The organism is Pseudoalteromonas luteoviolacea, from assembly GCF_018100925.1.
In the GTDB taxonomy this organism is placed as follows: domain Bacteria; phylum Pseudomonadota; class Gammaproteobacteria; order Enterobacterales; family Alteromonadaceae; genus Pseudoalteromonas; species Pseudoalteromonas obscura.
The window spans coordinates 150651-164606 of the sequence record NZ_JAGJEH010000012.1 but is presented as its reverse complement, the minus strand read 5'-3'; the positions used below and the strand labels follow the sequence as shown (position 1 = coordinate 164606).

14 protein-coding genes and 6 tRNA genes are annotated in these 13956 nt (G+C 43.1%); 3 read left to right on the top strand and 17 right to left on the bottom strand.

Features of this window, described 5'->3' with window-relative positions; translation table 11 throughout:
- Window positions 1-120: 120 nt before the first annotated feature.
- From J8M00_RS23000 to xerD, 12 genes are all read right to left on the bottom strand, one after another.
- A tRNA-Arg gene (locus J8M00_RS23000) sits at window positions 121-197 on the bottom strand.
- 57 nt (window positions 198-254) lie between these two features.
- Window positions 255-331 (bottom strand) — tRNA-Arg (locus J8M00_RS22995).
- A gap of 56 nt (window positions 332-387) precedes the next feature.
- A tRNA-Arg gene (locus J8M00_RS22990) sits at window positions 388-464 on the bottom strand.
- Window positions 465-521: 57 nt separating this feature from the next.
- Window positions 522-598 (bottom strand) — tRNA-Arg (locus tag J8M00_RS22985).
- A 57-nt stretch (window positions 599-655) separates the two neighbouring features.
- Window positions 656-732 (bottom strand) — tRNA-Arg (locus J8M00_RS22980).
- 23 nt (window positions 733-755) lie between these two features.
- Window positions 756-848: transfer RNA gene (locus J8M00_RS22975), tRNA-Ser, on the bottom strand.
- Between the two features lie 120 nt (window positions 849-968).
- Window positions 969-1148: a hypothetical protein gene (locus tag J8M00_RS22970; protein ID WP_211012787.1), complete on the bottom strand. Its 180-nt coding sequence runs from the start codon at window positions 1146-1148 to the stop codon at window positions 969-971.
- A gap of 247 nt (window positions 1149-1395) precedes the next feature.
- A complete protein-coding gene (gene lysS, locus J8M00_RS22965) occupies window positions 1396-2937 on the bottom strand; it encodes a lysine--tRNA ligase (protein WP_211012786.1) in 1542 nt (513 codons plus the stop codon).
- 27 nt (window positions 2938-2964) lie between these two features.
- Window positions 2965-4063, bottom strand: a protein-coding gene (prfB, locus tag J8M00_RS22960; protein WP_155250764.1) for a peptide chain release factor 2 whose coding sequence is annotated in 2 segments (ribosomal slippage) — window positions 2965-3987 and window positions 3989-4063 — 1098 coding nt in all. Because the reading frame shifts where the segments join, the coding sequence is not laid out codon by codon here.
- A 193-nt stretch (window positions 4064-4256) separates the two neighbouring features.
- Complete coding sequence (gene recJ, locus J8M00_RS22955) at window positions 4257-5987, bottom strand: single-stranded-DNA-specific exonuclease RecJ (RefSeq protein ID WP_211012796.1); 1731 nt, start codon at window positions 5985-5987, stop codon at window positions 4257-4259.
- Window positions 5988-6115: 128 nt separating this feature from the next.
- Window positions 6116-6847, bottom strand: coding sequence for a bifunctional protein-disulfide isomerase/oxidoreductase DsbC (gene dsbC, locus J8M00_RS22950; RefSeq protein WP_211012785.1), 732 nt, complete (start codon window positions 6845-6847; stop codon window positions 6116-6118).
- Between the two features lie 63 nt (window positions 6848-6910).
- Window positions 6911-7837 carry a site-specific tyrosine recombinase XerD gene (gene xerD, locus J8M00_RS22945; RefSeq protein ID WP_211012784.1) on the bottom strand — a complete coding sequence of 309 codons (927 nt, stop codon included), beginning with the start codon at window positions 7835-7837 and terminating at the stop codon, window positions 6911-6913.
- A 77-nt stretch (window positions 7838-7914) separates the two neighbouring features.
- Here xerD and fldB point away from each other — a divergent pair, with 77 nt between their 5' ends.
- The gene (gene fldB, locus J8M00_RS22940) at window positions 7915-8436 is read left to right on the top strand and encodes a flavodoxin FldB (protein ID WP_211012783.1); all 522 of its coding nucleotides are present in this window, start codon (window positions 7915-7917) and stop codon (window positions 8434-8436) included.
- Between the two features lie 28 nt (window positions 8437-8464).
- On the opposite strand, the gene J8M00_RS22935 is transcribed toward fldB, so the two are convergent.
- The 3 genes from J8M00_RS22935 to J8M00_RS22925 are packed head-to-tail and all read right to left on the bottom strand — an operon-like array spanning window position 8465 to window position 10135.
- Window positions 8465-8860: a VanZ family protein gene (locus J8M00_RS22935; protein ID WP_348772565.1), complete on the bottom strand. Its 396-nt coding sequence runs from the start codon at window positions 8858-8860 to the stop codon at window positions 8465-8467.
- Between the two features lie 10 nt (window positions 8861-8870).
- Complete coding sequence (locus J8M00_RS22930; RefSeq protein ID WP_211012782.1) at window positions 8871-9383, bottom strand: hypothetical protein; 513 nt, start codon at window positions 9381-9383, stop codon at window positions 8871-8873.
- Window positions 9384-9436: 53 nt separating this feature from the next.
- Window positions 9437-10135 carry a tRNA1(Val) (adenine(37)-N6)-methyltransferase gene (locus J8M00_RS22925; protein ID WP_211012781.1) on the bottom strand — a complete coding sequence of 233 codons (699 nt, stop codon included), beginning with the start codon at window positions 10133-10135 and terminating at the stop codon, window positions 9437-9439.
- Window positions 10136-10202: 67 nt separating this feature from the next.
- Between J8M00_RS22925 and srmB the strand changes: the two genes are divergently transcribed.
- Complete coding sequence (srmB, locus tag J8M00_RS22920; protein ID WP_211012780.1) at window positions 10203-11435, top strand: ATP-dependent RNA helicase SrmB; 1233 nt, start codon at window positions 10203-10205, stop codon at window positions 11433-11435.
- Window positions 11436-11504: 69 nt separating this feature from the next.
- Here srmB and J8M00_RS22915 read toward each other — a convergent pair whose 3' ends face one another.
- Window positions 11505-11858 carry a hypothetical protein gene (locus J8M00_RS22915; protein WP_211012779.1) on the bottom strand — a complete coding sequence of 118 codons (354 nt, stop codon included), beginning with the start codon at window positions 11856-11858 and terminating at the stop codon, window positions 11505-11507.
- 146 nt (window positions 11859-12004) lie between these two features.
- On the opposite strand from J8M00_RS22915, the gene J8M00_RS22910 reads away from it, so the two are divergent.
- Entirely contained in the window at window positions 12005-12799 is a 795-nt protein-coding gene (locus J8M00_RS22910; protein ID WP_211012778.1) for a hypothetical protein, read from the top strand.
- Here the strand turns inward: J8M00_RS22910 and J8M00_RS22905 are convergent.
- Window positions 12756-13931 (bottom strand): MFS transporter, encoded by a 1176-nt coding sequence (locus J8M00_RS22905; RefSeq protein ID WP_211012777.1) that lies wholly within the window; start codon window positions 13929-13931, stop codon window positions 12756-12758. The genes J8M00_RS22910 and J8M00_RS22905 overlap by 44 nt on opposite strands.
- Window positions 13932-13956 lie beyond the last annotated feature (25 nt).

Below are 13956 nucleotides of genomic sequence, written 5' to 3'. Positions count from 1 at the left end.
GGATTCGAACCTCCGACCGCCTGGTTCGTAGCCAGGTACTCTATCCAGCTGAGCTACGCGTCCGGAATATCATGTTTTAGCACTTGAACAGTGCCTCTTTATTTAACCACTTAGAGAAAGTGGCGGACGCGGGAGGATTCGAACCTCCGACCGCCTGGTTCGTAGCCAGGTACTCTATCCAGCTGAGCTACGCGTCCGCGATATCATGTTTACACACCTGATCAGTGCCTCTTTATTTAACCACTTAGAGAAAGTGGCGGACGCGGGAGGATTCGAACCTCCGACCGCCTGGTTCGTAGCCAGGTACTCTATCCAGCTGAGCTACGCGTCCGGAATATCATGTTTAACACCTGATAAGTGTCTCTATATTTAACCACTTAGAGAAAGTGGCGGACGCGGGAGGATTCGAACCTCCGACCGCCTGGTTCGTAGCCAGGTACTCTATCCAGCTGAGCTACGCGTCCGGAATATCATGTTTTAACACCTGATAAGTGTCTCTTTATTTAACCACTTAGAGAAAGTGGCGGACGCGGGAGGATTCGAACCTCCGACCGCCTGGTTCGTAGCCAGGTACTCTATCCAGCTGAGCTACGCGTCCGGATTATCATGTTTTAGCACTTGAACAGTGCCTCTATATTTAACCACTTAGAGAAAGTGGCGGACGCGGGAGGATTCGAACCTCCGACCGCCTGGTTCGTAGCCAGGTACTCTATCCAGCTGAGCTACGCGTCCATACAAAGAAAACCATTAAATAATGGCGGAGGGGGAGGGATTCGAACCCTCGATAGGGCTACAAACCCTATACTCCCTTAGCAGGGGAGCGCCTTCAGCCACTCGGCCACCTCTCCGTCTTTGTGGGGCGTATAATATAGAACAGAAAAAATAAGTCAAACACTTTTCTTGTAAAAAATGACTATATGGTGACAGATTGAACACACTGTCTTTTTTTCTTACAAATTGCTCTATTCCTAGTCATTTCTGTAAGTTGTAGGGGTGGAAAACTTGCTCATTAGACGTTGTTTACGGTCAAATACCTCTTCAAGGTAGGAGTCCAAATAACCCAACTTTTGAAATTCGACAATACACTGTCTGCAGTATTCCCTTCTGGCAGCTTCATGCTTAATTTGTTCTTCATCTAATTCCGGCATAATTGTATGTTTTCTGATGATTTATTTAACAGATGTGTCGTAAATGCCCCGTCAGTATAGGAATGGGCCAAGAAATTGCCAACAAGCCTGATTAGAATATTTTGTATTTATTACGGATACATAAATGATAAGAGCCTGTTTTTGCATAAAAACAGAGATATTATTGAGAAATACCAAATTATTTTTGAGATATATCTCACATGGATAAAAGAAAAGCGCCTAATGGCGCTTTTCTTTCAATATGTTGTTAGTCCGCTTGCGGGCGCATATGCGGGAACAAAATAACATCTTTGATTGTTGGCGAGTCTGTGAACAGCATCACCAAACGGTCAATACCGATACCTTCACCTGCTGTTGGCGGTAAACCATACTCAAGCGCTTGAATGTAGTCAGCATCATAGTGCATCGCTTCGTCATCACCAGCATCTTTCTCTTCAACCTGACGAGTAAAACGCTCAGCTTGATCTTGAGCATCGTTTAACTCTGAGAAGCCATTCGCAAGTTCACGCCCACCTACGAAAAATTCGAAACGATCTGTAATGAATGGATTTTCATCATTACGACGTGCTAATGGAGATACTTCCCACGGATATTCAGTGATGAAAGTTGGCTGAATTAGTTTGTGTTCTGCAGTCTCTTCAAAGATCTCACACAAGAATTTACCAGCACCCCATACACACTTCTCAGGGATCTTAACATGCACTTTCTTCGCGTATGCTACTAGCTCATCAAAGTGGTTTTCAGGATCTTTAAAGATGTGAGCACTTTCTTCTGCATCTGGACCATACTTAATGATCGCATCTGCCATTGATAAACGCTCAAATTGCTTACCAAAGTCATATTCGATAGTTTCAACGACTTCACCTTCTGCATTCTTAACAGTGTTAGTAACTGTTGTCGTGCCAAGTACGTCTTGAGCAACCGTGCGTAACATATCTTCAGTTAAGTTCATGAGGTCTTTGTAATCAGCATAAGCTTGGTAGAACTCAATCATTGTGAATTCAGGATTGTGGCGTGTTGAAAGGCCTTCGTTACGGAAGTTACGGTTGATCTCAAATACACGGTCAAACCCACCTACAACCAAACGCTTAAGGTAAAGCTCAGGTGCGATACGCAGATACATATCAATGTCTAATGCATTGTGGTGCGTCACAAATGGGCGCGCTGTTGCACCACCAGGAATAACCTGAAGCATTGGTGTTTCAACTTCCATAAAGTCACGCTCAGCAAGGAAACGGCGAATACCTTCAATCACTTTTGAGCGAATACGGAATGTTTCACGCGTATCCATGTTGGTGATTAAGTCAACGTAACGCTGACGATACTTGGCTTCTTGATCAGTCAGACCATGAAACTTTTCAGGTAATGGACGAAGTGATTTGGTCAACAGTTCATACTGAACCATATCTACATATAGATCACCTTTGCCTGACTTGTGAAGTGGACCAGATACACCGATGATGTCGCCAATATCTAGTTGACCATACTTCTCTTTAAGTGCTTTCTGTACGTCCTTTGATGCATATGCTTGAATGCGACCTTTCATGTCTTGTAGAACAAGGAAAGGGCCACGCTTAGCAAGGATACGACCAGCTACCGATACCTGATGGTCTAATTCAACAAGCTCTTCTTTCGATTTATCACCAAACTTAGCCTGTAGATCAGCCGTATAGTCTTCACGGCGGAAGGTGTTCGGATGGCCATTGGCATCACAATTCTCGCGAATTGAGTCCAATTTTGCGCGACGCTCAGCAATGAGTTTGTTTTCGTCTTGGATTTGATCTGTCATTTTTTAGCTCTTAGTTTAGCTTGTTGATTAAAGGCCTGATTTCAGGCTAGCTTCGATAAATTTGTCTAGGTCACCGTCTAATACAGCTTGTGTATTGCGGTTTTCCACGCCAGTTCTTAAATCTTTGATTCTAGAATCATCTAGTACATAAGATCGGATCTGACTACCCCACCCGATGTCTGATTTTGCATCTTCCTGAGATTGTTTTTCAGCGTTTTGTTTTTTCATTTCAAGTTCAAACAACTTAGCTTTCAACTGCTTCATCGCTTGCGCTTTGTTTTTATGCTGAGAACGGTCGTTTTGGCACTGCACAACGGTATTCGTTGGTAAGTGAGTAATACGTACCGCAGATTCCGTACGGTTTACGTGCTGACCACCAGCCCCGGACGCGCGATATACGTCAATTCGTAAGTCTGCTGGGTTAATCTCAATTTCAATATTGTCGTCAATTTCAGGGTAAATAAATGCAGAGGCAAAAGAAGTGTGACGGCGGCCCGTCGAGTCAAATGGGCTCTTACGAACTAAACGGTGAACACCTGTTTCAGTGCGTAACCAGCCATAAGCATATTCACCAGAAACTCGCACTGTCGCGCCTTTGATACCGGCTACATCGCCATCGGTTGCCTCAACGATTTCGACCTTGAAGCCTTTCGCTTCCGCCCAGCGCAAATACATGCGTAGTAACATGTTACACCAATCTTGTGCTTCAGTACCGCCAGAGCCAGACTGTAAATCTATATAGGCATCGTTGGCATCTTGCTCACCTGAGAACATACGGCGGAATTCTAGTTTTTCTAGCTGCGCGACTAAACCTTCAACTTCCCCTTGTGCTTCAACAAAAGTGTCTTCATCTTCTGCTTCTACCGCAAGTTCTACTAGGCCTTCTGCGTCATCCGCACCAGCAACTAGGTTATCTATGGTTTCGACAATCACCTCAAGAGATGACTTTTCACGACCTAAAGCCTGTGCTTTTTCTGGCTCATTCCATACTGCTGGATCTTCAAGTTCGGCATTGACTTCCTCTAAACGCTCTTGTTTTAGAGCATAGTCAAAGATACCCCCGAAGAAGCTCAGTACGTTCGCGAATTTCCTTGATTTGATTAATCACAGGATTCACTTCAAACATCTACATTACTCCAATTTATGCCTTTACTACCTAGCCTGCACCCACTATTTTAATAGTCAATTTACGATGCGTGTTTAGGCAGGCTATCTAAACGGCCAATACTAACAAAATTTGCCGTCAGATATCAGCCCCAAAACAAGTTAATTTTGGGGTTTAACCGGATATCTTTCACTGTTTGTGCAAATGAACTGAATTACTCTTTGACAGCCTGAATTTCACGCACAATAAGTTGCAACGAAAACTTGCCCCTGAACTCATTGATATCCAATTGATATGCTACCTCAGCAAACTGTGCTGACATATTCGGCCAAGCCCTGAGGTCAACATTAAATGCAATGGCATCGACCAGTTTTCCCGTCGGGTGTTTTAATACAAGTTTTAAATGTTTTTCCGCGACGAGTCGCTGCTGCACTAGCTCAAAACGTTCACTGAATATCGGCTCAGGAAATTGTTGCCCCCACGGCCCAGCCGCTTGAAGCTGATTGGCAAATTCCATGTTAAAACACTCGCTAGGTAGTGCCCCATCTGTTAGCAAAACACTTTGTTTTAACTCTTCTGTGAGCTGTTTTTCGACTTCAGTTTCAAATGCGACTTTAAACTCTGCAAATTGAGCTTCATTGATGCTAAGGCCAGCAGCCATCGCATGACCACCAAACTTTAAAATTAACCCCGGTGATTGGGTATTAATACGCTCCAACAGATCTCGCATATGAATACCTTCTATTGACCGACAAGAGCCTTTTATTTGCCCCTCATCCCCTTGCGCAAATATCACTGCTGGTCGGTGATACTTTTCTTTTAGCCGACCCGCTAAGATCCCTATGACACCTTGGTGCCAGTCATCTTGAAACAAACATACGGCTGTTGGGATAGTTTGGGTCTTATAACTCAACCGCTCTAATACAGCTTGTGCTTCTTGTTGCATGCCCTGCTCAATCTCACGCCTTTCATGATTTAAACTATCTAATTCATTGGCAATTCGCCGGGCTTGATACTCATCTTTGGCCAATAAACACGCAATGCCCAAGCTCATATCATCTAATCGTCCGGCTGCATTCAATCGCGGCGCAAGCGAAAAACCAAAATCGCTGGCTGTTAAACGATTCATATTGCGATTGGATACCTCAATCAGCGCTTTAATACCTGGGCGCGTTTGGCCATTTTTAATGCGCGCTAAACCTTGGAATACCAAAGTACGATTGTTTGCATCTAAAGCAACAACATCTGCAACCGTACCCAAGGCGACTATATCGAGTAGGGAAGCTAAATTAGGTTCTTGTCGCTGTGTGTTTTGGAAGTACGATGTAGCCCTCAGATGATGGCGTAATGCGATCAACAAATAAAACGCCACACCCACTCCAGCTATTGATTTAGACGGAAACTCACAGTCATGGCGATTGGGGTTAATGATAGCGTCCGCATTTGGCAACTGCTCACCTTGCAAGTGGTGATCAGTCACAATCACAGCGATCCCCGCAGCTTTGACTATCTCAATCCCTGCAATACATGAAATACCATTGTCCACAGTAATGACGAGATCTGGCCCCAATTGCACAATTTGCTCCGCCAGTGCCGGACTCAAGCCATAGCCTAAACTAAACCTATCTGGCACCAAATAATCTACGTTGGCAAAACCAAACTCTGGCAATCCCTGCATCAGTACCGCGGTACTGGTCGCCCCATCCGCATCAAAATCACCGACAATAAGAATACGCTGCTGCGCATTGAGGGCAGAGGCCAGTATCTCACAAGCAACGGATATGTCTTTAAACAACTTAAAATCTAACAAGGTTGCTGCGCTGTTATTCAACTCATTGGCAGATTGCACACCTCGTGCAGCATAGAGCTGTTTGATTACTGGGTGGAGGCTATCAGGTAAGTAGCTGTCTTCAACGCGCGCCCGGGGCTGGATCTTGGTTTGCATAGAACTCTTCATTTAACTTTCTAATATATCAATGTACCGTTGCAAAGCGTTTTTGTAGCGTAAAACTTGCAGGCACAAAAAAAGGCCGAACGGCCTTTTTTTCGTAATGTGTCTATTATACGTAAAGCTTAAGACTTTGCATTTCTTTCTAAAGACGCTGCTAGCTCTGCTGCTGGCTGATAACCAGGAATGATTGTACCATCTTCAAGAATAATCGCTGGTGTGCCAGAAACACCGAACTTTTGACCTAACTGATAGTGTTCAGCAACAGGTGCACTACAGCCTTTTACATCCGCAACTGGGTTACCGGCTTTCGCCTCTGTCATTGCCGTTGCTGCATCTTTTGCACACCAAACATTCATTAAATCTTCATAACCTTGGCTTTGGATACCGCCACGTGGGAAAGCAAGATATTTAACCGTGATCCCAGCTTCTAGGTAGTCTTCTAGTTCGCGGTGAAGTTTACGACAGTAACCACAAGTGATATCTGTAAAAATCGTTACCTGATGCTTTTCATTTTCAGCTTTGTAGACAATCATTGAGTCTTCATATTGCTTTAAGCCTTCTTTGCGAACGCCACTCAATGCGTCTTCAGTCAGGTTTTTTCTGTTTGGAATGTCAATTAATGCGCCTTGCATTAAATAACGACCGTCAGGGCTTGAGTAAAAAACACCTCGGTCTGTGATCACGGTTTTTAACCCAGGGATCGGACTATCCGAAATGTCATTTACTGACAACCCTAATCCAGCTAACGACTGCTGAATTGGATTGATTGAAAAAACTCCCTCTTTTTCAGGTGCTTCATTTGCATACGCAGATGCACCAACCGCAAGCGCGGCTGCTAATAATAACTTTTTCATCTTTGTTCTCGTAAATTCGTTCTTCATTCACCAATAAGACCGTAAAACTGCAAAAAAATTCCATCAAGCCCTTGGATGGTGTTGTTCGTGCAGTGATTTTAATCGCTCACTAGCAACATGGGTATATATTTGTGTCGTTGACAAGTCACTATGACCCAACATCATTTGCACAACGCGTAAGTCCGCTCCATGATTCAGCAAATGTGTTGCAAATGCATGACGTAACGTATGTGGCGATAACGGAGACTTAACATCAGCCAACATAGCATAGTGTTTGATTCTATGCCAAAAAGTTTGCCGTGTCATACCTATGCCACGCTTTGAGGGAAACACAAAATCATTGGCATGCTTGACCATTTGTGGCCGACCAACTTTCAAAAACTGTTCAACCCAACGCAATGACTCTTGGCCCATCGGGACCATACGCTCCTTACCGCCTTTGCCTTTCACTAACACCACAGCTTGGCGTAAATTGATTTGCTCAATTCTCAGGCCAACCAGCTCTGTTACACGTAACCCCGTAGCATAAAGTAATTCCAGCATTGCTTTATCTCTCAGCCCCATGGCATCTTCCACATCCGGTGCAGCGAGCAATGCTTCCACTTCTTGTTCTGTGAGCGTTTTTGGCAAAGACTGTACTGTTTTAGGTTGTGCAATATTCACCAATGGGCTTTGGGCGATTTTTTTATGGTTCACCCAATATAAATAAAACCTTTTTAATGCGCTTATTGAGCGCGCAGTGCTCCTAGGTTTCAGCCCTAAATCAACCCGGTGGGCCAAGTATGCTTCAATATCTGCCACACTGACCGCCAAGATCTCTTGTCCATTGAGTTGTTTTTGTACAAAATCAGAAAACTTCTCTAGGTCATTCCTGTACGCAGCAATTGTATTATCACTCAACCCTTGCTCTAAAAATAGCGCATCTAAGAATAGTTCTATGGGATCAAAATGGTCATCTTCAAATTCGAGTATGGTTTCTTGTTCGTTCACGGGCTGCCTGTATCAATTGATTAAGCCTTAATGTAGACTGCCCCCATATAGTAACAGCCATTCGAGTGAAGAATAAAATGCAAATCGGGTTATTTTACGGTTCAACAACCTGTTATACAGAAATGGCCGCCGAAAAAATGCAAGACATCATAGGTAAAGACATGGTGTCACTGCACAATATCAAAGATGAACCATTGAAAAATGCAGAGCAATTCGACTTTTTGATTTTTGGTATCTCCACCTGGGACTTTGGTGAACTTCAAGAAGATTGGGAGTCTCAGTGGGATGATATCGAGAATGTCGAGCTAAGTGGCAAAACCATCGCGCTATTTGGCATGGGTGATCAACAAGGGTATGGCCAATGGTTTCAAGATGCGCTAGGCATGCTACATGATAAAATTTCACCTCAAGGTGTTAATTTTATTGGATATTGGCCAAATTCTGATGACTATGAATTTGAGGCATCTAAAGCTCTAACGGAGGATGGCAAACACTTTGTTGGACTCGCGCTGGACGAAGACAGTCAATATGATAAAAGTGACGAGCGCATTGCCACTTGGATTGAACAAGTGATGACAGAATACGCCAATACTCTTTAAATTATTGTTGAGCGGCAAAGCCCGCTCATTATATCTGCGGTAACCTAGCTGTTTTTACAGCTAACCTACAAAACATTGTACCGGCCAATACGCCGAGTAAATTTGCTAAAAAATCTAGTGGATCAAATGAACGGCTAGGGATAAATAGTTGGCTAGACTCCTCTACCACAACAAACAACAAGACAAATAAACTCCCTTGATAAACTCTCCAACCCAAAAATTGCCGAGTTTTAAACTTCCAAGCGGCACTCACTAATGAACTTAGTACCATAAATAAAACAAAGTGCCCTATTTTGTCTCCGTAGGGTAATCTTTGCACGAGTTCAAAAAAGATACTGTGGCCGCCAGTATTAGCCAAATAGACCATATAACAAATAAATGCTAAGAAACTTGTCGCAGCTATGACAACACAACGATATAGCACTCATTACTCCTTATTGGTTCCAAGACACGGTTCTTATCCACATTTTCATAGTCGGAAATCCCTTATCTGGACAACTCATTTGATATGCGTTTAACAGCGGATGTCCAATCCCACCACCGTGCTCAAAAGCGGTGATAAGACTTTCACTGGCTCCTCGGTACCCAGCTTCATGGAACACTATGTCCAACGAAAAGCCTAAATACTTCGCCGCCGCTACAGACCAAGCAGTGGCAGCCATTTCTTCACCCATCATTTGTTGCTTAGGACGACTATGCTGTAATCCCGTCTTATAAATATCACCATCTAGCAGGTGGCGTTCGGTAGGCTCACATACCGCGTAATGACCGGCTTCATGTAAAATATCTCCTGGGTAAGTCAGTTTATTAAGATCAATTTCTAGCCGGCCTTGCCGATGCTGCAATCCAGGCAAAAAAGTATCATCGCCTAAATTAGACAGTTTATATGGCAGGCCGATTTCGGTTAAAAAGCTCAGAATTACCTTTAGCTGTTGTGTACGCTCCATCTCACTCCTTATTTTTTAAACAGCTTGTTCGTATGCCTACTCCCTGCACTGCTTTACATTTTCAAATAAAAATCTCGACACAACTTTGTGTATAACTCACTGTACTGATTACTCATATCATAAATACACAGAGACTCTGTTTTTAGCGGCTCTGCATATTTTGACAGTTCGAACATCAAACGAGAGACCGGTTTTGTTGGCGTGGTATTTACCTCGCATTGACGAACTAAATATAAACCCTGACATTGCGCTTGTTCAATAAAAACCTGCGCACCATCATAGGGTAAGATAATCGCCAATCTCGCAGTTTCTGACGAAAGACGAAGAAAAGCCTCTATCAACTCTGAAAAACTTAAACTGTCGGTATGGCGTGCTGTATTTCTTTGTGTATTATTCCCTTTCAGGCTGTCTTGAAAATAGGGCGGATTGCTGATTATTAGGTCAAACTTCTTGCCATTTTCAAACCCCTGAACCGCCTGATGATATAACTTTATATCGGACCATGGTGACTGTTCAAAGTTGTGACGTGCATCTTTGATTGCGAGATCATCAATTTCAATCGCACTTACAGCCAAGCTTGGAGCTCGCTGTTTCACCATCAAACTCAACAGCCCAGTGCCGGCTCCGATATCTAATACCCTTTTTGTGCCACGAAGCGACACCCACGCGCCAAACATTATCCCGTCAGTTGAAACCTTCATTGCAGCATGGTTTTGGTCAATTTTAAATTGTTTAAATGCAAAGCTTGTCATATTGCACCTTTTAGAAAACGCCAAGCACAAGTATAATTCCGCTATTGTCCTTTATTTGTGATGCATTATGCAATTTTCTGAATTCGATCTTGATGGCAAGGTACTCTCTGCCATAAAAAAAATTGGTTATACAACCGCCACGAGCATTCAACAGTTGGCGATACCTGAAGCGCTCCTTGGACGTGATATTCTTGCATCGGCACCGACCGGAACGGGAAAAACCGCCGCATTTCTTATCCCAGCGATTCAGTATTTACTGGATTTTCCAAGAAAAGACCCAGGATTTGCACGCGTCCTAATTATGACGCCCACTCGAGAATTAGCCTATCAGGTTCATGATCAGTGCCAATCTCTTGCTGAAAACACCCATTTGCGAATTGGTGTTGTTACCGGTGGAATTAACTACGGCAGCCATAAAGAAATCTTTGAAAAGAACAATGATATTCTAATCGCTACACCAGGTCGGTTAATGGAATATTTAGAGACTGAAAACTTCCATGCGGACAATGTTGAACTGTTGGTGCTTGATGAAGCGGATCGTATGCTTGATATGGGCTTCAAAAAAGAAATGCTAAGGATCTGTGACGAAGCAAAGAACCGCCGTCAAAGCTTTTTATTCTCCGCAACCCTCGAGGGCGATAGCGTCGAACTTTTTGCCGAACGTATGCTTAACGATCCTGCACTCCTAGAAGCTGAGCCATCAAGAAAAGAAAAAGGTAAGATCCATCAATGGGCACACCTTGCCGATGACTACAAACATAAACTTGCCCTACTGACTCATTTACTAAAAAGTGAAGAAGTAGAAAAAGCCATCGTATTTGTCAAAACCCGTGAGCGTTTGGAACAGCTTATTGGTGAGCTATATGCAAATGAAGTCAAAACAACTTGGCTGCGTGGAGAAATGCCACAGGATAAGCGTATGACAGCCATGGCTAGTTTTCACAGTGGCAGAACCAATATTTTGGTTGCAACGGATGTCGCTGCCCGTGGTATTGACGTGGCTGATATTACCCACGTAATTAACTTTGATATGCCGCGCACTGCCGACATATACGTACATCGCATTGGCAGAACAGGCCGTGCTGGTAAAAAAGGTACTGCCATCTCACTTGTTGAAGCCCATGACGTCGAAATGCTTGGTAAAGTGGAGCGCTATACGGATCAGAAACTTAAGCGAAGAACGATTGAAGGGCTGGAGCCAAAGCACAAAGAAGCCAAGCCACCGAAAAAGAAAAAAGACGCAGCAAAAATAAAAGCAAAGAAAAAAGCCGCTAAAGCAAAAAGTAAAAAGAAGAAATAAAACATAAGCCCCGTATCACCGGGGCTTTTTATTTCTAACAATCATTACGCTAGCAATGCGTTATACAACTTAGCCTCGGATATGGGCAAAAGATAAGGTTGGGAAACCTGAAACACACGAAGAGCTGTCATCCGGTACCCAAATTGATACTTTCTTTTGTGTCGCCTGAGCGGCTAACAATATAGCGAGAATAGCGTCTGCATTTTTTATTTTTGATGTATCCCAGCGAATTGAGTCCAAATGCCTGCTAGGGCAATTGTTTGAACTAGGAATTGCAGAGCTATTATTTACCTTTGGAATATAGATATAGCAAATATTATTATTTACGTGACATCCAACATGAGTAACTTGAGTATCAATTTGTTTTGCAAACGTGATTTTAGAAAATAAGACAACAAGTAAAAAAAGACTAACTCTAAACATTTTTTATCCTTCGTTAATTTAAAGCGCGCATTATATTAAATAATAAAGAAGCAGCAAGTAGCCTACCCTCTTTGATGGCGTCATTTGTACAATATCTAGATCAAAACTATAATTTAATGAGTTTATTTATATAATTAAGCAGCAACATGGAAGAAAATCAGAAAATAGCCCTTGAACAATATTTAGCTGAGTTACGTTTAATTGTAGATCTTCGCCTAACAGCACAATATCCGTACTTTTCAGATAAGCCCTACCCGCTTGGTCGCTGTAAAGAGATCCGAAATGCAATGTTGGAACTACTTCAATCGCGTCTCGCGATGCCATCTTTATCGGCCCCCCTGCAAATATTGAAAAATGAATTAAACCTTGGGCAAACATTAAAACCAGCTTGGGGATCCCTCAGAGATGAGTATTTTCAAAACGCTATTTTGCTAGGTGATTGGTATATTGATACAGCCAATGATACCGTGAACCCAAACAAGCCCCGTGTTGAAATCGTCAAACTTGAACACAGTGGATTCAGCGCCATTTCAAGCTTTGAGCAATTTTGCCTAATTGCGAGAAAATACTGGCAAGTTACGATTTATAAAAACGACATCTATCCGGCTTTAGCTCCGTATATACCACTGGTATGCGTAAACAGTTTAGGGACCAGTTGGCTCGCGGCTGCCAATGACGACATGATTGCATTGGCGAGAAAGTCTTGTTTTGTACTGAGTGAACGTATACTAAATGAATTACCCAGCACACCGATATCCTTAAAACAGCATTGGTATCAGCGGTATTCTGACAAAACAGCGCATCTATTGAGTGACACGGCGCACAGTGCCGCTGAATTTTGCCAGCTGTACAGGGAGCGACACAAAGAGAGTGACTTGCTCTTCCGGGATGAGGTAGTTAAAGCCTATTTGCTAGTGGCACAGGGGGTGTATGTCGCTTAAACCAAATTGACACCATCAGCGCCAATATCAAAATCGGTGCAGACCCTATATTGAGTGCTTGCCATCCAATAGTACTCTCGATCCACCCGGCAAACAAAGATGACAACGCAACCATACTAAATACGAAAAATTCGTTTGCTGCTTGTGACTTAGCGCGCTCATGTGGAAAATATGTTTGGCTAACTAGCGATGTAGCACTGATAAACATAAAATTCCAACCGACACCTAAGAGCAACATTGCAACTAAAAAGTGCCACTGACTCTCTCCTGTTAAGTTAATCAAGGTACACGTAAACATCAAAATACAGCCGCCAATGATCATTGTGATAGAACCGTAGCGTTCAATAAGTTTGCCAGTAAAAAAAGACGGCAAAAACATGCCTAAAACATGCCACTCAATAACCATAGCCAGCTCAGCCAGATCGAAACCATGACGGTGCATGGCTAGTGGTGTCGCTGTCATTAACAAATTCATGACAGAGTAACTCACCATACCGATAAATGCAGCTACAGCGAACTGAGGCTGAGTAATGATACTCTTAATTGCTCTTGGCTTTTGTTGAGTGTGTTGTGTTGACACCTCGTCAAAGCTCACGAGTTGTAACAAAACTAGCGCGATAACATAAATGCCACTCAAAGCCAGAAATGAATTTGCATAGTTAATTTCAGGTAGATAATTATTTACCCAAACAGCTAAATTTGGTCCTAGTACTGCTGCAATCGCGCCACTTGCCATAATCATCGAGATTGCCCGGGCAGGTTTATCGCTAGCTTCGATCGCAGCAAAACGATACAAAGTCGCAAAGCCAATACCGATGCCAATCAAGAAAGTTGCTAAACAAAAGAGATAAAACTGACTACTCAAGAGGGCCCCAAATCCCATCACAGCCCCAGATATACCGATAAGATTGCCAATGCTGAAACCTAACTTTCGGCCAGTTTTAGCCATTACCAAAGATGCTGGTACAGTTGTGAGCAACAACCCAAACATTTGCGTTGCAACTGGCAGGGTTGTCAATGACGCTGACGAGCTTAACATTTGGCCCACTAAAGCACAGATGGTGACTAACAAAATATTCCCAGTCGTCATCAGTCCTTGGCAGCAAGCTAGTAAGAAAACATTTTTGTTCAAGGCATACTGCCTGTGAACTTTATAA